Genomic DNA, 21,605 nt, shown 5'->3' with positions numbered 1-21,605 from the left:
AGCATACCTGCCGAGCATCTACCATTCTACAATTAACTTTGACAAATGTGTGATTACCACCTAAAATCGCCACCCTACTTGTCCTCTATGCCTGTAGTATTTCACCGGTTACCAATGGTATCGGCTGCAAACTCCTTGTTAGCCAGACAAAACAGATTAGATTAATAGCAGACGTTCTACGTCCTAGTGCCAATCAAGGTGTCGCCACGCCTTGGGAGGGAACATGGTACTGAATCGGTATAGCACATTTCAGCCGACGTTCATCTCATGTCTATTGGTCCTCGGATTCTGCCATGCCCAGGCGCGACCCTTAGAGCGATACAATCCCCCCGACTCGGGTCGATTAGTACTAAACGCTTCCGCATCCCAAACGCTTGAATGGCCGGCTCCGAATTTCGAGTTCTCCACGAACGAATTCCGATCCAATATGACCGGCTTTGGACAAATTGGCAGGCCATATAGTACCGAGGTACCGGGCTCGGTCAAGGTACATTCGTTTGAGTCGCCTGCCGGGAGCGAAAAAGAGTATTTATTTGGCGGAGGTATCTGGGTAGGCGGAATAGTCGGACAGGATACCCTGGTTTCAATCGCTGTTGACGGCTGGCTATCGTCTCGAGAATTGCTCCCAGTCGGATTTCCTTCCCCCGGCTACAAAGGGGTTCTGAATGGATGCGTCTCACCTGCTCAACTCGGAGTCAGCGCGATTTTCGATGATACCATTCACTCCGGCACTGCCTACACCAACGACCACTTTGATGACACGCGATACCGGCCGCTCAACCTGCTGTTTGCCAATCGAGGTTACGTCTGGGACGGCGAAGACGCCCAGTATTGTCTCGTCTACGATCTGGTGATCACGAATATTTGCCCTGATACAATACGACAGGGATATGTGGGCTTCTATTTTGATCCTGATATCGGTCTGCTCAATTCAGCGGGTTATCTCAATGATGTCGCCGGGAGCATTCCATCTGAGCGAATAGGCTATGTGGTCGACATAGACGGCGACCTTGAGGATAGTGTCACATTTGAGCGAGGTTTCGCGGCCAAAGTGCTTTACACCTCGTTCGGTGGGCGTGCTAATTTCAACTGGTATGTTGGTGGAGGCGGTGGACTCGGTGCCCTTGATTATGGGCCAATGCTTCGCGCCAACGAGCGCGATTTTGGTACCGGCGGAACCGGCTATCCCCTGGGTGACCGCAACAAATATCATGTATTGAGTGCACCGGAGTGGGATTTCGACCAGGTCATGACCAGCAGATTGGCGGGTAATGCGGAGTGGCTCCCGCAATCCGATACTCTGCGAGCGTATGACCTGATTAATGGATGGGATGTTCGCTTCCTGCTCTCCGCCGGTCCGTTTGATCTCCTTCCCGATTCCTCGGTCCGAATCCAATACGCGCTCCTGACTGCGGCCGACATTCACACAGACCCACACATCAAGGACTTCCTGGAACTGGCGCCTGAGCTATACGTGCAGTCCCTTCATCTGGATGGCCTGATCGCTCACGGCCGGATCGCCGATTCACTCGCCTCATTGCTTCGTGATCCAACCTATCCCCCGACCAACTTGCGAACATCGGTCGTCACCGGCGATTCAATCATCGTGAGTTGGGATCCCTGGGTAGGCGGTGGAATCGACGGTTACCAACTGCTTGGACAGCCAATTCCCCTGGAAGAGTACCGCCATGCAGGGGTGTCTCCCCCCTGGTACTCCCCTGATTCGCTCCCGATAATCGTCACCACTGAGGAAAATGATCTTACGCTCAATTCTCTCCCTCACTCGGGAGGATACACATTCGCGGTCCGACACATGGTTGGAGGTGAATCACGCTTGAATTCACCGACAATGGCGGTGACGGTTCCCACGGCCCTCACTCCGCCTGTGCCGATCGACACGATGCTCTATGTCAAAAGCGACGAGTCAGCCAGACTGAGGTGGTCCGCCTCCGCCGGAGCGGCCGTGCGCCAGTATAACATTTATCGCTTTCCCGACACTGTGGCAGCCAACAACTGGTACCCCCCGCATTATTCAACCAATGCGACTGGAGATGAGATTGACACAGTCTCCGAGGGCGGTATCGATTACTACTTCTATGCGATCACCCCCTTCGCGACTGTCGGTTCCGATGAAACCGAATTTGTCGATAATGGCCCGTCGAGCGGTAGTCTCTATCTGGTGACAGCGATCGATTCCAGCGGTTTCGAGAGCGACCATGCGAGCCATGTTCAGGTCTGGACGGTCGATGAACCACAAAAGGATTTCCTGGTCCTGACGCATGGTCTTCGCTTTGGAAGTTATACCGTTGAGGATTCCATTGACCAGTTCTATCAACGTGTTCTGCAAGGGTACGATTACGATATTTATTCCCTGGCAGACAGCCTCGCCGGATGTCATCCGACTCTACCTGCCTGTCTCGACTGGCGGCTCTTCACCCGATACAAAATTGTCATAGTCGATGACAACATTCGGGACCATGTCTTGCGCAATTGGTATGAGGACGAAGAACATGGCTTTGCCAGGTTTTTGGGGTACAAGGGAGTGCTGGTCTATTGCGGCCAGTTCGCCAATCTGGGTGGTCCGGAATTCAATTCCTATACCATGCCACAATGGTATTCGCGGAATTCTGCACTGGTGAATCAGTACTTTGGAGTTGACTCGATCTTTGCCATAGGTTGGGCCTACTATCGCAACCGTGCCGTCGCGCCATATGTCGATAGCCTGCTGGCTTTCTCGTATGTGGTGCCAGTCGCCGATGCCCCCGAGGTCCGATACGACAGCACGAGAAGTACGTTTCAGTCGATCCTGACGAACGCCTGGCCATCTGCCACCCCTTCGCATGTATCCGCATTCCGCCCGGACAGCCTGACAACAGTGATCTATCAGTTTGGGTCCTCCATGCCGGCAACCAGCCTGGTCGAGACTGAACCGGTCGGATTGATGAAGCAGGTAGACAGCACCCTGACCTTCACGTTTGGGTTTCACCTCTGGTATCTTGAACAACCTGGCGCGCGGAGTTTGATTGAATGGATCTACAAGAAAGCCCAGAACCTGATCGATTCCCTCGCGCCTGTGACACCGACCTTACCCGGCTTTTTCCTGGCACAGAATTACCCCAACCCTTTCAATCCGACCACAGTCATAGCGTTTTCCCTGCCTGAACGCAGTCGGGTGACAGTCGAGGTGTTCAACATTCTTGGCCAGCGTGTGCGACGATTGCTCGATGAAGAAAAGCCATCCGGCGACTACCGCGTTGTTTGGAATGGGACCGATCAATCCGGCAATCAGGTGGCTTCCGGAGTTTATCTCTACCGCCTCCAGGCGGCAGATCGGGTGACCGCCCGCAAGATGGTTTTGTTACGGTGACAATAAACCCGGCAATTGCCGCGTCGGTCGGTCAATTTCCCCTTGTCATCTTCCTTTCATCACTGCATTCTCACTTCAATCTGTCTGTACTGACTTTCGACCAGAGAGGAAACGCTCCGATGCCGCAATTCGGCCACGCGATGCTCAGCGAGTGGAAACTGAGCCCGGATATCACCTACTTGAATCATGGGACAGTCGGGGCCACCCCGCGTAAGGTTTTGGATGCTCAGCAACTCCTTCGCGATCGTATGGAATCCGATCCGGCCAAGTTCATGTTTCGGGAGTACACTTTCCAGCACGGCCGACCGCTCCATCCGAAATCGCTAATCCGTCAGGCGGCCGACGATGTGGCCAGGTTCCTTGGCGCCAACGGCGATGATCTGGTATTTGTCGACAATGCCACCACCGGTATTAACGCCATTCTCCAGTCACTGGATTTTCAACCCGATGACGAGATCGTTTTGCTCGACCATGCCTATGGTTCGATCGCCTACACGGCGCAGTACGTCGGCAGATTGACTAAAGCGAAAGTCAGGATCATCACCCTGCCGATTCCGATCACCGACCCCGGGCAGGTCGTCCGGGCTGTCGAGCAAGGGATTGGCCCGAAAACCCGCCTTGCCCTCATCGACCATATCACGTCCGAAAGCGCACTCCTGATGCCGATCGCCGAGATCGCCTCGGTTTGCAGGAGACATGCTGTTCCGATCCTGATCGATGGTGCGCATGCGCCGGGAGCGATCGACCTGGATATCTCCTCGCTCGGAGTCGATTGGTATGTGGGGAATCTCCACAAATGGGCCTTTGCCCCGCGTGGATGCGGTATCCTCTGGGCCGACAAAAAACACCAGGGTTCTATTCACTCACCCGTCATCTCCTGGGGGTTCGACAAAGGGATGACCGAAGAATTTGATTGGGTCGGCACCAAAGATCCGACCAACTTCCTATCCGCACCTGCGGGTATTGAATTTATACGTTCGCTTGGCGCTGCCGAAATGCGACAATACAACCATTCGGTGGCATGGGAAGGAGCCAACCGTCTCTGCAAGCGATTTGGCACTTCGCTCACGACTCCGAAAGAGATGATCGGGACGATGGCGACTCTCCCCCTGCCACTCTCGTTCGGAAGTACCAAAGCGGATGCGTTTGCGCTGCGCGACCAAATGTTGTTTGAGGAAAAGATCGAGGCCCAGATACATGGCTGGAATGGCCAATTATGGATGCGGATCTCCGGACAGGTCTATCTGGAGATGACCGATATCGAGCGTTTTGGCGACGCGATCGAAAAGCGGATGCGCTGATCCGCTCAGAAGATCATCTCATTCTCGGCCGGACAAAACGCAATCTCCAGTCGAATACCGCGCGCTTTCCCTTCGCCAGCAAACCCGATCACATGTAGCAGACCATTCCGGTTATCCGCTGTCCGCACGTGGACCCAATCACCGACTTTGACCGCGATGCGATCCGCCTTGGGTATTTCACTGACACTTCTCACGCGCGAGCGGATCTCCGCGAGACTCCCTTTCAACGACAGCTTATTGAACCTGCTCTTTCGATTGTAACCATCAAGCCGGTCCGGCGAGGCGAGATAATCAGTTCCCCCTGAGTTATAAAAATAGAGATCATTTTGATCACTCTGGGAGCGGACGTACGCGGCTCGGGTCAGTGCGTATCCATCCTGTTCTCCGGCAAATCGCGAATCAAGCAAGATCTCGCCCCGCGGCCCGCAAATGGTCATTGCCTGATTGGAGGGCGCCGAGAGGGTTCGATCCGGATTGATCACCCTGACAGTCACGAAATACTTCTTCCCATTTTCGAGACTACCCGCTTCGTAACGCTCCACGCCATCATCGGGGTCTGTATCGCCGGGATATGGCGCGAAATTGACCGGAGCCGCAGTATCCGACAAGATCGGTGATTCGCTGATATAAATGTTGTACCCCGAGATCAGCCCGTCCCCCTGTTGTTTCCATTCGATCGTCATCCGTTCATTGCCCGGCTCGACCTTCAGATCTACCGGGATCACGGCGGGTGCTTCTGCCGGAATTTCATCGGCCACAGTCACCTTTTTGGGCGAGCTACATTGAATCAGCGATCCTGTCGCCATTGCCGCCAAAAGAAGAAAGAGATTTCGATTGGTCATAATCTATTTCACCACACGATCTGAAGGGAGATAGGTACTAAACATACGGCGGGTATTCTCCGCCTGACTTCCACTGAGTCGAACAGACTCTTCAAGATACCGCTGGCTTTTCGCCCGCGCTTCCGCGCTTCCAGTCTGCTCTGCCATCTGCTTGTAGTAGATCGCGGCAGTCAGACCGATCGCATAATCGGAGTGGAAATTAGCGTACAAGGCGTCAAGCGCATCCTTGGCGGCCGCTGGCCCCCGGACGAACTGTACTAGATAATACTGTTCGAGAAGCGCGGCCTTGTTTTTCGGGTGCTGGCGGATGAATCTCCCCAGCATCTGTTCCGCCTCTTCGAACCGTCGGGCATACATAAGATCGATCGCCACTTCAAACTCACTCGGCCGATATCTTTCCGCCTCAGCGTTGCCGCTCAAGTGATTTACTCGAAGCAATTTCACGAAATTATCCCGAAGCCAGAATGTGGTCAGCACCGGCGCCCGCTTAAGCAGTTCGCTATTGCCGATCTGGTCGGCCAAACTATTGTTTCCAACTGCAATATGCGTCACTGGATATTGCCGTAATTGCTCACGAAACGTCTGTATATCATCCCGGAGAAAAAGCCGCAGACTGCCGAATTTCGAGTCCGATGTAACCGCGGGGCCATACTGCCCCCCCACTACTGCTCCCGGACCAAGAAGGGCCGCCGTGTCGCGCGCGGCATCATCGATCATGTGCGTCCTGATCCTGAACCACTGACCGAACTGCCAGAGATCAGTCGCCATGACTATCCCCCCAACCGCGACCAGCACTAGTACAGAGTTCGCGATGATCGGTTTCCATTTTGAAACTCTCGCCAATAGAAAGACAACTGCACTGACCAACAGGCCGGCTATCAGCGCCTTCCAGACCAACGGATGCATCACTTCCGGCACGCGGGTATCGTAAAAGATCCCTTTGCCCAGCGTAAATGCCGCGTACCAATTGACCAGCAGCAACAGAACCATTCGCCATACCGGCCATTTCTTGACCAGCGCCAACCCGCCATCCTGCAGCCGTTCGATCGCCAGGGCAAGTATCACTGTGATCGGGATCATCACCACAAACAGATAGCGGACCGGGTGATAGTTGAATGGTGACAGCGCCACCAGCCAGGAGATTACCCAACCGACCATGAACAGCATGATCTTGGAGGACGGATCGGGCTTGCGAGTAGTGCAGATCAGGATGAGCGCGGCAATCCAAAAGAGAATACTCAGCGCCGGCGTATATTCATGCAGCCCGGTGGAGGAGATCGAGATCAATGACTCAAAGAATCCAAGCGGTGAACTGAATCCGTGAGGCGTGCCATGCTCACCAACCCCGTACTCATAAATAAATCCAAACAGCCCGGACTCGCCGTGGAAGATCGACGTAAAGATAAGCGTGGTGGCGATGATCGGCGCGATTACCCATATCGCCGGCATGATTGCTTTCTTTCGCTCAGTCATCAACAAGTAGAGGATCGGCCCGCCTGCGAGCAGGAAACCGAAACTTTTTCCCAATAGCGCGGTCAATGCGATCAACACTCCAACCGCGATCTTCCCCCACAGCCGATCAAACCAGTATGCGTAAACCAGAAACGTGAGCGCAGCGACGAAAAGCATTCCGTTCTCTGAGAACGGAACCCGTCCGTATAACACCAGCAGATAGTTAGTGGCAAATAGCACGGCGACCATGACAAGAGACCGAGGTTTCAGATACCGAGCCAACCCGATTATTATCAGCGCCAGACTGCAGAGCTGGAGAACTGTCCCGGCATAAGCGGCAGTTGCCCGTGAGACTCCCAGCACGAGAAACAGGAGGTAACTGACTCCTGAGATCATCGAGATCTTAAACGCGCTCCAGGGCTCAAATCCAAACAGATCCCAACTGCCGAATTGAACTGCGGTCTTGGCATACAATGTCAGGTAGGAGGAGTCAGTGGTAAAGTCCTGTCCACCGCCGCTAAAATAGGCCGGAAGGTCTGCCGTGATGTCAGTAATTCGAAGGCCAACCGCCAGGGCGAACGCCGCCAACAATGCCAGGTAAAATAAAGCGCGCTTTTTCATCTCGTTCTGATCCCGTCTGTCCGACCTGATCTATTGCAGGATCCGGACAGTCGGATCATAATGCTGAAAACCGTTTTGAACAACCGTTTCATTCTCCGGACAGAGTCGGACCGCCTCGGCCCTGAGCTGCTCCGCACGGTCACTGTACTGATTCGCCCCGCTGATCTGCGCCAGATGCCGGTAATAGACAGCGGCGAGAAGATTGATCGTGAAATCCGACCCGTTGGCCGCCAGCAAACGTTGGATTGTCGGCTCAAGTCCGGCGATAGATTGCGGCGTCACCGACAGATGGTAATAGCTGATCGCGGGAGACTTTGCATCCGGGTACTCCGCCATTGCCGACTGGAGCAAAGCAAGCGCAGTGTTGTTGTCCCCATGCTCGGTTGCCAGAAGCGCCAACTCATACGAACTCATCTTATAGGTCGCGGCACTTCCGCCGAACAGTCCAGCTACCCTGACCAGAACGATAGTATTATCCCGCAGCCAGTATTTTGCGACCACCGAACTTTTTCTCATTTCCGGGATAGTACTCTGGAGCCGCTGCCAATCCTCATTGAGCAGCGCCAGATGGGTCACCCCATACTTCTTGAGTATATCGCGCGACTTATCAAAGTCCTCGGCGATGAACAATGGGAATCCCTGCCGTCCATTTCCATCGGCAAGTACCGGGCCATACGGGCCGCCGATCGCCGCGTCTTTTCCGACAACCGCCGCGATATCTCTCACTGCCTCATCAATAGTGTGTGTCCGTCTCCCCCACCAACTCCCTACCTGCCAAGACGAGATAGCTATCACTGCGACCACGCATGCCGGCATTAACCAACCGCGATAACTGGCCGAAAAGAGATTGCTCAGTTTTCCGGTGATCAGCAATTGAATGATGGTCACCAAGACTGCGCCTGCCAGCGCGTACCAGACCTGCCGCTGAATAACGTCATACACCATCGTTTCGCTGATCAGGCTATTCGCCAGGACGAATAACAGGTACCAATTCAGGAGCAGAAGCGCGAGTCGCCGCGACCAGCCGATTTGTCGAAGCGTTACGCGTGCCTGGGATTCATCGCGGTCAAGCCAGAGAGCGCCAAGCGCAGTCAAGGATGGGAGGATCAGCAGAGCATAGCGCATCGGCAGATAGTTGAACGGCGCGATTCCCAATATCCAGAGCAACACTAATCCAAGATTAAACAGCAAAGCCGTTCTGGCCAGTTCGGTTCGCGGCATACCTCTCAGGATCACGGACAACACGCCCAGATACGCCAGCAGACTCTCGACCGGAGCTAACTGATGAATTCGTGATCGTCCAAATGAAATGATTGTCTCAATAAACCCGATCGGCGAACTGAGTCCGACCGGCGCTCCAGGTTGCGCGACCGTGTGAGCCAGGATGAACTGTAGCAGACCACGCTCCCCCAGAAACAGGAGGCTGTATACCAGACTGGCTGTCAGGAATGACGCAACCACCAGAAGACTACTGCGCGTACGATTTTCGGATCGGGCAAGTGTGACGATCAGCAATGGTCCAAGCAGGAGAAACCCGCTACTTTTCCCCAATAATCCGGCAAGAGCCGCAAGTGCTCCCGCTAGCAAAATTCCCCACCAGAATCTGGAAAAGCGACTTAAGACCAGATAGATAAGGCCCAGAAAGAAGATCAGGCTGTTTTCTGACAGGGGGGTGCGGGAGTAGATGATCAGCGGATAACTGACCGCCAGCGCTACCGATGCATACGCCATCCCCCTCCGAGAAAGCGATGGTGCCAGGGCGAACAAGAAGAGGATCAGTCCGACCGCGCTCAGAATCACACCGACCAGATTTGATGCATACCTGCTTACGCCGATTGTAGTATACGTCAGGTAACTTACGCCGGTCACCAGCGACAGCTTAAATTCGCGCCAGGGAGTATAGCCGAGCGGATCCCAACTCCCCTGCTCGATCTGATTCCGGGCATACAGCGTCAGGAACGATCCATCAGTGGTCAGGTCCTGTGATTTACTGGCGAAATATCCGGGGAGATCGGCAGTGAGATCCGCGACTCGCAGACTCACCCCGGTCAGGAGAATGAGCATCAGAATTGCCCACCAAGGCAGTGATCGCTGATTGTTCGATGAAGGTTGTATTTCCATCTTGGCTCAATTGCGCAATTGCGGATAGCGATTCAGCAGGTCGGTCCCTTTAGTGCTGTCGAGTCCGATCTCCAGCGCCATACGATAAAGCTCAAGCGCCTGGTCAGGCGCATTCATACTGACGAGCGTATCGCCCATCGTCCGGAGATACTCCCCCGGCACTCCCTCAAAGGTTGAGACCTTTCTGAAATATTCGATTGCCTCTGGCACTCTCCCCTGTCTCAATCGAAGATAGGCATAATTCCCATGTGCCCGCCAGTAATTGCTGTCGATCGCCAGCGCGCGCTGTATCCACCGCTCGGCTTCCTCGAGTCGCTGCAATTTCGTGGAAGCCACCCCAAGATTATTGATGATCTGCTGGTTATTCGGATTCATTTGATTGGCGATCATCAGCAGATGATGCGCGCTGTCCAGTTTGTCCAAATTCATGTACGTTGCGCCAAGATTGGCCCAACCATCAGGATAAAGCGGATTCATTTCGATAACCCGCCAATAGGTCGATGCCGCCTCGGCATACTTGCCACTAGCCAATTGCGTCGCCGCCTGTCTGGACAAATGACTCTCCGGATAATCTGACTCGGCTCGCGACTGCTCACGTTCCGCCGCCATTACCTTGCCCGTTTCGCGGTAATAATTCACCAACAGCTTTCGCGCGTTCCGCCCGCGCAGAAAATCCAGATCAAGGTATGCGCGAAAATGTTGTACCGCTATCTCCCCCTGCACATTGACGATAAGCCTTGGGATCAACATCAACAGATTGAGCGAGATCGCCAATCCGATCACCGGCACCAACCATCGCTTATCACTCCCCCAGCGAAACAGGACCACCAGTGTCGACAAGACCAGCGGCGGACCGGCTATCGCGAAAAGATCCCAATCGCGCGGCATCCCGATCCCGGACCGCATCAGAAACACCATGCCCAGTGTCCCCAGAACCAGGAGCCCGAGATAGCGCGAGATGGTCGCTTCCCTATTGTCTGCCTCTCCACCCCAACGTTGTATCAAAAGCAAAAGCGACATCGGGCTGAGCAATAGCACCAGATTCAGCATATCGATCAGATGTTTCGGCGAAAAGAGCCACTCTCCTTCGACTGCAAATCTGTCAGGGAGTAACGGCAACAGAGCGAACTGCAGGAACAGCAGATTCTGCTGGATCCCGAAATAGACAACAGCCAGAACAATTGTGGCCACGATCGCGACCACTCTGCGCCTTGGAGCGATGATCGCTTCCAGCCTGGCGTGAAGACTGCTATTGCGCGTAGCCAGATAGAGAAAACTGGGGATCAGTGATACGGCTATCAAGTGAAGGAACAGCGCGATTGCTAGTAGCGGGATCAGCCAAACTATGGAAAGTCGATTCACCGCGACCAGATATCCGGCCAGCGAATACAAAAGCACCAGTGCGACCAGCAGGCCGTAATTCTCCACATGTCCGAAAAACAGCAAGAGATATCCACCGGTCACCATCCCCAATAGAAAGAGCAACCGCTGAAGTCGGTTCGCTTGAAGTCGCTGAATCAACAGAATCGATCCAAAAGTCGCCAGAATACCGGCTACCAGTGAGACCACCTGATAGGTTCTGAGCGCGCCGGGGCCGTTGTTCCAGTCAAATATCCTGTTTACCCACTCGATCAGCGCTGTCGAGCCTATATCCCAGTCCTTGGAGATCGTGCGACCATCCGCAAGCCTGCTCAACAACTGGTAGCCATCGCCGGAAAAGTGTGTGGTAGCTGGAAAAAGAAAAGACGCTAGAATAATCGATCCAACCGTCCCAAGACTGGCTATCCAGTAGAATTTGGAAGAGAGATCTCTGTCGCCTGCGGCAGAACCGCCTCGATCGGCTGCTCTCACAGCAGCAACAGCGAGCAGGCAACCTAGCAGCAGCCAGATCCCAATTGACCAAATCGGAAAGTACCCCCACCAGTTGATCCCCCATATCCGGGCAGTCGGGACCAAGGCGGCTATCGCATATGCGACCAGGGCGAACGCATAGATCACCATCGCGACCTGCCCCGGCTTTCCAAATGACGATGCCGTAATGGATGACTGACGTGCCTTGGCCATTATTCCCTGATCTGGATATTTGTTTGCAGTGAATCAACAGAACCGGCACCCAATACTGGATGCCGGTTGACAAGATACGTAATTTTGGATAAAAAATCTACTTCGGGATCTTCCGTTCGGCCGGACCATCATACTCAAATGGCATTGGCCCAAGCTTCCGCATCGGCTTCTCCCGGGTCATCTCTTCGTAAGCGTGCGCCAATAATCCCGGTGTGCGGGAGATGATAAAGAACCCTTTGCCGAGTCTCCAGTCAAACCCCATATCGGAGATCACCGCCGCAATAGCGCCATCCACGTTGATCGGAAGCTGCTTCCCCGTCTTCTGCGCCAGGGCCGTCTCCAGCGCTTTGCAGATCTCGATATGCCGGCCGCTGTAGCCATGTGTCGCCGCTATCTCAAACAGTTTCCCCGTGCGCGGGTCAACGTTATGCAGGCGATGGCCGAATCCCGGCATTCGCTTTTTGGTTTGATTGAGCCAATCGACGATCTGGGCGGCGAGCACAGATGGCTCTCCCTCTTTTTTCGCCCACTCCTGAAGGATCTTCGCGGACTGCTCGATCGCGCCGCCATGAGTATCACCGATAACCAGTACTCCGCCAGCGATCGCCGCGTTGAGCGAATTTCCGCCCGAGAGAACCGTTCGTGTGCCGAGAACCGAGGGCGGCGAGGCGCCGTGGTCGATCGATGAAACCAGTATGGCATTCATCAAAGCCGCCTCGGCCTTGGTCGGCAATTCCCCCTTCAGAATCAAGTAGACCACCTCGGCATAGGACAAGTTGGCCATGATATCGGCAATATCGTACCCCCGCACCCGGATCTTCCCGGGGCCGATATCAGTTATCGCAGTTTTCCATTCAGCATCTGACATGATCGCGTTACCTCTATAATTAGAACAGGTCGCTAGTCTGACCGAACCCCGTTCAGGACCCGGATTTTGCTTTCGTCGTGTCAATAGGCCCGACATTCGCCTCAATAAAACTGATCCATTCCTTTTGTAGCGAATCGAGCGTGATCCCCATCACCTGTTGCACGGCCTGGTCGAACGGGAGAGTCGAACGATACATTGCCTCAACCCCCGTACTACCTCGTGAAGCCAGGATATACGCTACCAGCGAACCAGCCTCGCCGGACTGATAGCGTTCATAATCGCTATCCATCGCCGTGTCACTCGCCAGCCGGGATAGCGGAATGAAAAACGTGTCCCGCAAAAACTCCAGCGTGGTCTCGTGGTGATTCTCTCCCGAAAAGTCGAACAGGGCGATCAGGCCGTGATGCATGATCTGCTGCGTTGACCAGCCGCCAAAATAGCTATAAAAGAGTCGCTGCATCAGCGATACCCCGTGGGAGTAATTCGGCCAATAGTAGACCGCAATCGAATCTCCGTACGGGAATGGTCGCTGCGTCAACTCAAACCCCTGCCCGGGACCGGTGAAGTAAAAGACCCGAATCGTGTCGGTTGGCACCGGAAGTTGCGCTGTGCCACTGATCTTGGTGATCGCGTTCCGGTAGTTCTTGGCCGTCTGCGCCATGTCTGCCTGATGCTGATGAGTGGGCGGATAATAAACCACCACATTTTCAAATTCCGTCCTCTGCCAGCCAGCAAACTTGGGGTCCTCCCACGGGCGGGTCAGATAGGCAGAACTGGTACCGACGACGGCGCTGTCCGCTCCGGAATCAGGCGCTGTTTCGCTCTTCTCTTGGTTGCCACAACTGGTCATGAATACGGCAGCGAAGACCGCACCGGACAAGAAAATACGGCAAAAAGTCTGTCTCATAAAATCATACTTATCGGTGTGTTTTAATTATTACTAAAAACGTCCGCTTTACCTGTAAGCCTCTATTCTGCAAGAATATAATGAGTGTAGCGAACGGATGTCAAATATCATTTCATCGTTATTTTTTTCACAATTCGCCTTGACTTCACGGACCAATCTGGCGATATTTTTAAGAGTGGACAATTAAGACTAATTTTCTATCGAATACCTCTAACTCTTTTTCTGGAGGGACGATAGATGAAAGCAAACTGGACCATGGCGCACGAAGTTTCGACATTTGCCTCCCCCTCCTTTCGCCATCGGACGATTATCATCGTCGGCGGCTATGGCTCGGGCAAGTCGGAGATTTCAGTCAACCTAGCCAAACAGCTTGCGCAAAATAGCACCGAACCTGTCTCCATTGCCGATCTGGATGTCGTGAATCCCTATTTCCGCTCACGCGAGGCTGCGCTGCAACTGGAGTCCTTCGGCGTCAAGTCACTTGTCCCCGCCGGTCCGCATGTTCACGCCGACCTGCCGATCATCATTCCCGAAATTCGCACCGCTCTGGAGAATCCCAACGGGTGGTTGATCCTTGATGTCGGCGGTGATGACATCGGCGCGCGAGTCCTCAGTTCTCTGGCTGACGCAATCCATCCTGAAAGCTACGAGATGTTGCTGGTTCTGAATGCCCGTCGCCCCTTTACGGCTGACCTGGAGGGGACACTGCAATTGATGAACGAGATCGAGGCTTCTTCGCGCCTCCACTTCACCGGGATCATCTCCAATACCCACTTGATGCAGGAAACTACTGTCGAGATCATAGAGGAAGGTATTTCGCTGGCTCGCCGGGTAAGCCAGCGAAGTACACTTCCCATTGCTTTTGTCAGCGCGGTGAAAGCGATCGCCGCGCAAATGAACCCGGCCACCCTGGATCTTCCCATGCTGGTCCTGGACCGCGCACTGGTCAAACCATGGGAACATATCGGCAATACCTGGACTGACAAACGACTGAGGATACGCTGATGCCTGGAGTTGTGATCGACACCAACCACTGCAAGGGATGCGAGCTGTGCGTCAAGGCATGCCCGCAGAAGATCCTCTCGATGTCGCGAGAGATCACCTTACGCGGTTATTTTCATGCGCAGATGCATGACCCGTCCCGCTGTATCGGCTGCCGGATCTGCGCCATAACCTGCCCCGATGCCGCCATCTCGGTGAACCATCACGGGCAAATGTACGTGCTGTACGATTATTGAGAGTGGTGAACGATGGCTAAGATATTGATGAAAGGGAATGAGGCGATCGCGGAAGCGGCAGTACGGGCCGGCGCCCTCTACTATTTCGCGTATCCGATCACCCCGCAGAACGAGGTCGGCGAATACCTCGCCAAACGACTCCCCGAGGTCGGCGGAGTTTTTCTCCAGGCCGAATCCGAGGTCGCTGTCGGCAATATGCTGTTTGGCGCGGCTTCAACCGGCAAACGGGTCTTCACCACATCCTCCAGCCCCGGCATCTCTTTGATGCAGGAATCGATCTCTTACATGGCCGGCGCTCAACTACCCGTGGTCCTTTTGAATATCATGCGCGGCGGACCCGGACTCGGTGGCATCCTCCCGGCTCAGTCAGACTATTTCCAGGCAACCAAAGGCGGCGGCCATGGTGACTACCGGTTGCTGGTTCTTGCCCCATCAACCATTCAGGAAGCGGTCGACCTGACCATGCAGGCCTTCTACCTCGCCGACAAGTATCGCAATCCGGTGATGATCATCGGCGATGGCATGATCGGCCAGATGATGGAACCGGTTGAATTCCCGGACGAACATACTGAACCGCCTCTCCCCGCCAAAACCTGGGCCGCGACCGGCGCGAGCGAGCGACGTCCGCTTGTGGTCAAGTCACTCTTCCTCGATCCGATCGCGCTCGAGAAAAACAACATCGTCCTGCACCAGAAATATGAGATGATGAAGCGCGACGAGATCCGTTACGAGTGCTATAAGACCAATCCCAAAAACAAAATCCTGCTCGTCGCCTACGGCACAATGGCGAGAATCTGCCAGACCGCCATCGATGAACTCGAGACCGAGGGGATCTCAGTCGGTCTCTTCCGACCGATCTCCTGTTTCCCCTTCCCCGAATCGCAATTGTACGCGGAAGCGACTAAGCCGAATATCGAGACAGTCCTGACCGTGGAAATGAGTATGGGACAGATGGTGGAGGATGTCGAACGCGTCGTCGCCAGACAGAGACCGGTGAAGTTCTTTGGCCGGACCGGCGGAATAGTTCCGTCTCCGGAAGAAGTGATCGATCAGATCAAGCAACTGCTCGCTGCCGGAACGCCGGCGAAAGCGAAGGCATGACGTTATGCATACTTTGACTACTACATTTGCACGGCCGGAGTCGCTCCAGGATGTCGTGACGCACTACTGCCCCGGTTGCACGCATGGCGTGATCCATCGGCTGGTGGCGGAAGTTCTCGATGAGCTGGGCGTGCGCGAGCGGACTGTCGGCGTTGCGCCGGTCGGTTGCTCGGTTCTGGCATACAATTACTTCAATACTGATTTTCTGGAATCACCGCATGGTCGCGCCCCTGCGCTGGCGACCGGCTTCAAGCGGATCCGCCCCGATATGATCGTGTTTACCTATCAGGGCGATGGTGACCTGGCCTCGATCGGCATGAGCGAGATCATTCACGCCGCCAATCGCGGCGAGAAGTTCACAACTATCTTCGTAAACAACGCCATCTATGGCATGACCGGAGGCCAGATGGCCCCGACTACCCTGTCCGGACAAGTCGCAACCACCTGCCCACTGGGTCGCGACACTGCCAAAACCGGTATGCCGATTCGCATGTGCGAACTGCTCTCCGGTCTGGTCACGCCGTCGTATTTGGAGCGTGTCGCGGTGCACAATCCGCAACAGATCATTCGCACCAAGAAGGCGATTCGTCGGGCCTTCCAGTATCAGATCGAAAACAAGTGCTTCTCGCTCGTCGAGGTCCTCTCCACCTGTCCGACCAACTGGGGAAAAACCCCCGCGGAATCGACCAATTGGGTGGAAGCGAATCTGAAGAGCTACTTCCCGCTCGGTGTCTACAAGACACCTGAGGAGGTGAAGTGAAGCAGTACGAAGTCACCATGGCCGGTTTCGGCGGCCAGGGCGTCATGGTCGCGGGACAGTTGCTCGCCTACAGCGGCATTAAAGAGGGGAAAAATGTCGTCTGGCTGCCCTCCTACGGCCCGGAGATGCGCGGAGGAACAGCCTATTGCACCGTCGTGATCAGCGATCTCCGCATCGGCTCCCCGGTTATCAATAACCCATCGGCATGCTGCGTATTCAATCGCCCATCGTTTGACAAGTTTTCTCCTCGCGTGAAAGCTGGCGGATTGCTGATAGTCAATTCATCCCTCATAAGCGTCAGTAGCGACCGGACCGATATCACCCAGATACTGATCCCGGCCAATCAAATGGCGCTGGAGGGAGGATCGGTGAAATCAACCAATGTCGCCGTGCTGGGATGTTTCGTTGCGGCGACTGGACTCGTGGAATACAAGACCGTGCTCAAAGTTCTCGAAGAGAAACTTGGATCGAAAAAGAATCTGCTTGAGACCAATATGAAAGTTTTCGAAGCCGGCTATAAATTCGGGCAAGCCGCCCTCGCCGAAAGGAGCCATGCGTGAGCACACCTTCGGTCAGCCACGATTTCTCCAAATTGCCGGACCTGATCGCGCGGCATCCGCAAGAGCCGGGTTCGCTGATCATGATCCTGCAGGAGATCCAGCGCGAATACCGCTACCTGCCCTGTGAGGCGCTCAAAGCGACCGCCGAAGCGCTCGATGTACCGCTCTCCAAGGTCTTTTCGGTCGCGACCTTTTACAATGCCTTCTCCCTCGTTCCGAAAGGAAAACGAATCGTCCGGATCTGTACCGGTACCGCCTGTCATATTCGCGGAGCTGCCCTGATCCAGGATCAGATAGAAAATCATCTGGGGATCAAGGCAGGACAAACGACCTCGGATATGGAGTTCTCCATCGAAGTCGTCGCCTGTGTGGGCGCCTGTGCCATGGCCCCGGTCGTGATCGTCAACGAAAAATACCATGGCGGCGTCAAAGTCAACACCGCCAAGAAGATCCTGAAGGACAGTTAATATGTGCATCATTGCCAATCCTCAGGAACTGAAGAAACGCCACGTTGAACTGGCGGCAAAACAGGAACGATTCCCCAAGAAGGTGATCGTCTGCTGCGGTACCGGCTGTCTGGCCAATGGCGCTCGCGCGATTGTCGATGCCTTCCATGCGCATCTGGCCGAAAAAAATATCAAGGACTTCACCGTCGAAGCCGTCAAAGAGACCGGCTGTCATGGTTTCTGCGAGCAGGGACCACTGGTCGTGATCGAACCGCAAGGGACATTCTACACCCGCGTGAAACCGAAAGATGTCGCCGCCATCGTTGATAAGACGATCGCCAACGGCGAGATCCTCTCCCCGCTCCTCTACAAAGACCCGGTGACGGAACATCGAATCGAACGGTATCACGATGTTAATTTCTTTGCGCATCAGTCGCGAATCGCTCTCCGCAATCTCGGCAAGATCGCCGCGAATGATATCCGCGAATATATCGCTGTCGAGGGGTACCAGGCGCTCGCCAAGGTATTGACCACCATGACCCCCGACACGGTCATCGATGAGATCATTAAGTCCGGCCTGCGTGGTCGTGGGGGCGGTGGATTCCCCGCCGGCAAAAAGTGGCGCACCTGCAAAAGCGTGCAGTCGGATATTCACTACGTCATCTGCAACGGTGACGAAGGTGACCCCGGCGCCTTCATGGATCGCTCTATCATGGAAGGCGATCCGCACTCCGTCCTTGAAGGGATGATGATCTGCGCCTTCGCGATCGGCGCCAAGCAGGGATATATCTACGTTCGCGATGAATACCCGTTGGCGGTCGTTCATCTGCAGAAGGCGATCGATGAATGCGAAGCCAACGGTCTGCTTGGCGACAACATTCTCGGCACCGACTTCTCTTTCCGTATCCGGATCAATCGCGGCGCCGGAGCCTTTGTCTGCGGCGAATCATCGGCCCTTATGCGCTCGGTGGCTGGCGAAGTCGGCGAACCACGCGCCAAATATATCCGCTCGGTGGTGAAAGGTCTGCATGATCAGCCAACCGTGCTGAATAATGTCGAGACCTTTGCCAATGTCCCGATCATTATGCTCAAAGGAGCCGATTGGTTTACCTCCATCGGCTGCAAGAACAACAGCGGGACCAAGGCGTTTTCGCTGGTTGGTAAAGTCCGCAATACCGGCCTGATCGAAGTAGCGATGGGGACTACGCTACGCACGATCATTTATGAGATCGGCGGCGGCATTCTGGAGAATCGGCCGTTCAAAGCCGTTCAGACCGGTGGACCCTCGGGCGGTTGTCTCCCTGAATCAATGCTGGACCTTCCGGTTGATTTCGATTCCCTGACCAAAAACGGTTCAATGATGGGTTCCGGCGGCATGATCGTGATGGATGACAAAACCTGCATGGTGGATGTCGCCCGTTACTTCCTGTCGTTCCTGGTATCTGAGTCGTGCGGCAAATGCGTTCCCTGTCGTGAAGGTCTTTACCAATTGCATGAATTGACCATCAAGATCTGCAATGGCGAAGGAACCGAAGAAGATCTCGTCAGAATGGAGAAGCTCTCCGAGTCGATCATCGTTGGTTCGCTCTGTGGACTGGGGAAATCCGGTCCGAATCCATTCCTGTCGACTATCCGATATTTCCGTGATGAATACCTGGCGCACATTCGGGAGAAACGTTGCCCGGCCGGCGTCTGCAAATCGCTCATCACCTATACCGTTCTTGAAGACAAGTGCACCGGCTGTGTCGCCTGTATCACGGCCTGCGCTTACAATGCCATCACCGGTGAAAAGAAAAAGCCACACTTCATCCACCAGGATAAATGCGAGAAGTGCGGCGCCTGTGTGGCGGTCTGCAAGTTCGACGCGATCGAGGTCAAATGAGTATGAAAACTGTTACGATAACCGTCAACGGCAAGCTGGTCCGGGCGACTGAAGGCGAGTACCTCCTCAAGGTCCTTCGCCGCGAAGGGATCGATGTCCCTGCCCTGTGCCAGCATGACGCTGTCGAACCCTATGGCGGCTGCCGCGTTTGCATGGTGGAGATCACCAAAGCGGAATGGAACGGCTGGTCCGACATGGTCACCTCCTGCCTCTACCCCGTGGCCGATGGTCTGATCGTTCAGACCCATTCAAACCAGGTGATCGAACTGCGCAAAACAATTATCGACCTGATGTTAGCCCGTAATCCGCACACACCCTTGATTCAACAGCTCGCCGCGGATTACGGCATAAATTCCACCAGCTTCCAGCCAGTCCCGGAACCGAACGATTGTATCCTCTGCGGCATCTGCACCCGCATCTGCGATACGATGGGTTTCCATGCGATCTCGACCGTCAATCGCGGCCACGGTCGTGAGATCGCCCCGCCATTGGGTGAAGCTCCGGAGAGTTGTGTCGGCTGTCTCGCCTGCGCTCTCAACTGCCCAACCAATTACATCAAGTTCACCGATTCGGGCAAAACCAGAACTATTTGGAAGAAGCAGTTTGAGATGGTGACCGACAAGCGGACCGGCGCGCCGACCATTACCCGCGAATTCGCCGAGTACCTGATTGCGCACCGGAATATCCCGGCAGACTATTTCGACTTGAATGATGAATCACATCGCAAGGAGACCGCAACCAACATGGGCGCCATTGCTGCCTGGAGTCGGGAGGATCTGAAATGAATCACCGCTTCATGGTCAAACCCGACCTCTGCACCGGCTGCCGGACCTGTGAACTGGCCTGCTCGTTCACTCATCAGGTGGATGGCAAACCGGGACGAAGCAGAATTTATCCGCTCGCTGGTGGATTTAAGGACCTTTATGTCCCGGTCGTCTGTTTTCAGTGTGAGGACCCGGCCTGCGTCAAATCATGCCTGGTCAACGCCATCACTCTTAACCCGGTGACTGGCGCGTATGAGATAGACCCGAAAGTTTGTGTCCGTTGTATGGCCTGCGTTGCTGCCTGTCCCTTTGGCTGCTCGCTCCATGACAAACTGCACAACCTCGTCATAAAGTGTGATCTCTGTGGTGGCGATCCGGTCTGCGCTCATTTCTGCCCGACCAAGGCGCTGGAATGGAAAGAGATCGTCCTGCCGCAGGAAAAAATGAAATCGGCGGTCTAAACACTTGCCGATCTATCTTCAACTCGCCGGCGGGGTTTGAGACCCCGCCGTTTTTCGTTTATCAGCAATCCATCTGATCCCAAAATAAAACGGCCGCCGGAGTTATTCCTTGAACTCCAACGGCCGGTGTTCCGACTTTCCGGAATCTCCCTTTATCGCCACTTAACGCATATTGAAGATATAGGCCGCGGTCATCCGCATTTCAGGGATGTCCCCCAGTCCTGCCCGTATACCGATATTAAACGAATTCCCCGTTTTGCCCGGGAGTTTCACACCGGTGACCAAAGACAATCCAGCCTCGGTGTCGTCATCGTAACGGTCCGATGACAGAAATGCCAGGGTCGGGCCGGCTCCGGCATAAAACGCCACTCTCGAGCTGGCCGGCAAAAAGTCATAGGTGACATCAAAATTGATCGTGACTGCATTGATCTCATCACCTATGCCGAAATCCATACTCGGACTGAAATGTACCCGCGAACCAGACAGTCCGATTATCCCCTGACCTCCCACTATGAATTGGTCTGGATCAGCCCCAAATCCAAAGTACGGGCCGACTCCATGCCGCGACGATACCGGTTGAGCCAGAGCCGTGCCGGTACAGAGAAGTACCAACAGGCCAAGCCCCACAAATCGCTTCGTCAATGACCTCATTCCTTCCTCCTTGCTAAAAGGCGGTTGAACCAGTACCCGGACTTGCTGGGAGAATACACAATTACCAAGAAACGCTGATTAATCGAGCGATTGTCGTGACTAATCCTTATACACCTGTTCGACCGGCGGGGCGCCGTTCTTAAACAAAATATTGGCCCAGTTAAGTCTATGTTTGACCGTCATTTCCCTCTGCGACTGA

Annotated in this window: 18 protein-coding genes; 11 read left to right on the top strand and 7 right to left on the bottom strand. The window is 54.6% G+C overall.

The features are described from left to right. Nucleotides 1-223 precede the first annotated feature (223 nt). Nucleotides 224-3,367, top strand: a complete 3,144-nt coding sequence (locus IPH75_14565) for a T9SS type A sorting domain-containing protein (protein MBK7143294.1) — start codon at nt 224-226, stop codon at nt 3,365-3,367. Nucleotides 3,368-3,486: 119 nt separating this feature from the next. Continuing rightward, nucleotides 3,487-4,668, top strand: a complete 1,182-nt coding sequence (locus tag IPH75_14560) for an aminotransferase class V-fold PLP-dependent enzyme (GenBank protein ID MBK7143293.1) — start codon at nt 3,487-3,489, stop codon at nt 4,666-4,668. Between the two features lie 5 nt (nt 4,669-4,673). Here the strand turns inward: IPH75_14560 and IPH75_14555 are convergent, their stop codons facing one another. The 6 genes from IPH75_14555 to IPH75_14530 form a co-directional block, all read right to left on the bottom strand. After that, nucleotides 4,674-5,510: a fibronectin type III domain-containing protein gene (locus IPH75_14555; GenBank protein ID MBK7143292.1), complete on the bottom strand. Its 837-nt coding sequence runs from the start codon at nt 5,508-5,510 to the stop codon at nt 4,674-4,676. A 3-nt stretch (nt 5,511-5,513) separates the two neighbouring features. Next, nucleotides 5,514-7,583 (bottom strand): hypothetical protein, encoded by a 2,070-nt coding sequence (locus tag IPH75_14550; protein MBK7143291.1) that lies wholly within the window; start codon nt 7,581-7,583, stop codon nt 5,514-5,516. A gap of 30 nt (nt 7,584-7,613) precedes the next feature. Continuing rightward, nucleotides 7,614-9,704 (bottom strand): hypothetical protein, encoded by a 2,091-nt coding sequence (locus tag IPH75_14545; GenBank protein ID MBK7143290.1) that lies wholly within the window; start codon nt 9,702-9,704, stop codon nt 7,614-7,616. A gap of 6 nt (nt 9,705-9,710) precedes the next feature. Beyond that, complete coding sequence (locus IPH75_14540; GenBank protein MBK7143289.1) at nt 9,711-11,768, bottom strand: tetratricopeptide repeat protein; 2,058 nt, start codon at nt 11,766-11,768, stop codon at nt 9,711-9,713. 97 nt (nt 11,769-11,865) lie between these two features. Next, nucleotides 11,866-12,636 carry a citryl-CoA lyase gene (locus tag IPH75_14535; GenBank protein ID MBK7143288.1) on the bottom strand — a complete coding sequence of 257 codons (771 nt, stop codon included), beginning with the start codon at nt 12,634-12,636 and terminating at the stop codon, nt 11,866-11,868. 52 nt (nt 12,637-12,688) lie between these two features. Next, a complete protein-coding gene (locus tag IPH75_14530; GenBank protein MBK7143287.1) occupies nt 12,689-13,543 on the bottom strand; it encodes a hypothetical protein in 855 nt (284 codons plus the stop codon). A gap of 237 nt (nt 13,544-13,780) precedes the next feature. Here IPH75_14530 and IPH75_14525 point away from each other — a divergent pair, with 237 nt between their 5' ends. The 9 genes from IPH75_14525 (at nt 13,781) to IPH75_14485 (ending at nt 20,755) form a co-directional block, all read left to right on the top strand. Next, complete coding sequence (locus tag IPH75_14525; GenBank protein MBK7143286.1) at nt 13,781-14,548, top strand: cobalamin biosynthesis protein CbiA; 768 nt, start codon at nt 13,781-13,783, stop codon at nt 14,546-14,548. Then, nucleotides 14,548-14,781: a 4Fe-4S binding protein gene (locus IPH75_14520; protein MBK7143285.1), complete on the top strand. Its 234-nt coding sequence runs from the start codon at nt 14,548-14,550 to the stop codon at nt 14,779-14,781. Before IPH75_14525 ends, IPH75_14520 begins: the two co-directional genes overlap by 1 nt. A 12-nt stretch (nt 14,782-14,793) precedes the next feature. Next, nucleotides 14,794-15,882 (top strand): 3-methyl-2-oxobutanoate dehydrogenase subunit VorB, encoded by a 1,089-nt coding sequence (gene vorB / locus IPH75_14515; GenBank protein ID MBK7143284.1) that lies wholly within the window; start codon nt 14,794-14,796, stop codon nt 15,880-15,882. A gap of 13 nt (nt 15,883-15,895) precedes the next feature. Next, the gene (locus tag IPH75_14510; protein ID MBK7143283.1) at nt 15,896-16,642 is read left to right on the top strand and encodes a 2-oxoglutarate oxidoreductase; all 747 of its coding nucleotides are present in this window, start codon (nt 15,896-15,898) and stop codon (nt 16,640-16,642) included. A gap of 17 nt (nt 16,643-16,659) precedes the next feature. Next, nucleotides 16,660-17,202 carry a 2-oxoacid:acceptor oxidoreductase family protein gene (locus IPH75_14505; GenBank protein ID MBK7143282.1) on the top strand — a complete coding sequence of 181 codons (543 nt, stop codon included), beginning with the start codon at nt 16,660-16,662 and terminating at the stop codon, nt 17,200-17,202. Between the two features lie 80 nt (nt 17,203-17,282). Next, nucleotides 17,283-17,669, top strand: coding sequence for an NAD(P)H-dependent oxidoreductase subunit E (locus IPH75_14500; GenBank protein MBK7143281.1), 387 nt, complete (start codon nt 17,283-17,285; stop codon nt 17,667-17,669). A 1-nt stretch (nt 17,670) separates the two neighbouring features. Then, a complete protein-coding gene (locus tag IPH75_14495; GenBank protein ID MBK7143280.1) occupies nt 17,671-19,530 on the top strand; it encodes an NAD(P)H-dependent oxidoreductase subunit E in 1,860 nt (619 codons plus the stop codon). Beyond that, nucleotides 19,527-20,315, top strand: coding sequence for a (2Fe-2S)-binding protein (locus IPH75_14490; GenBank protein MBK7143279.1), 789 nt, complete (start codon nt 19,527-19,529; stop codon nt 20,313-20,315). The genes IPH75_14495 and IPH75_14490 overlap by 4 nt, the downstream gene beginning before the upstream one ends. Beyond that, a complete protein-coding gene (locus IPH75_14485; GenBank protein ID MBK7143278.1) occupies nt 20,312-20,755 on the top strand; it encodes a 4Fe-4S dicluster domain-containing protein in 444 nt (147 codons plus the stop codon). Before IPH75_14490 ends, IPH75_14485 begins: the two co-directional genes overlap by 4 nt. A 162-nt stretch (nt 20,756-20,917) precedes the next feature. Here the strand turns inward: IPH75_14485 and IPH75_14480 are convergent, their stop codons facing one another. Continuing rightward, nucleotides 20,918-21,406: a hypothetical protein gene (locus IPH75_14480; GenBank protein MBK7143277.1), complete on the bottom strand. Its 489-nt coding sequence runs from the start codon at nt 21,404-21,406 to the stop codon at nt 20,918-20,920. Nucleotides 21,407-21,605 lie beyond the last annotated feature (199 nt).

The organism is bacterium (assembly GCA_016708025.1).
GTDB lineage: Bacteria > Zixibacteria > MSB-5A5 > GN15 > FEB-12 > FEB-12.
The sequence above is the reverse complement of the archived record's forward strand: the minus strand, read 5'-3'. Positions and strand labels throughout refer to the sequence as shown.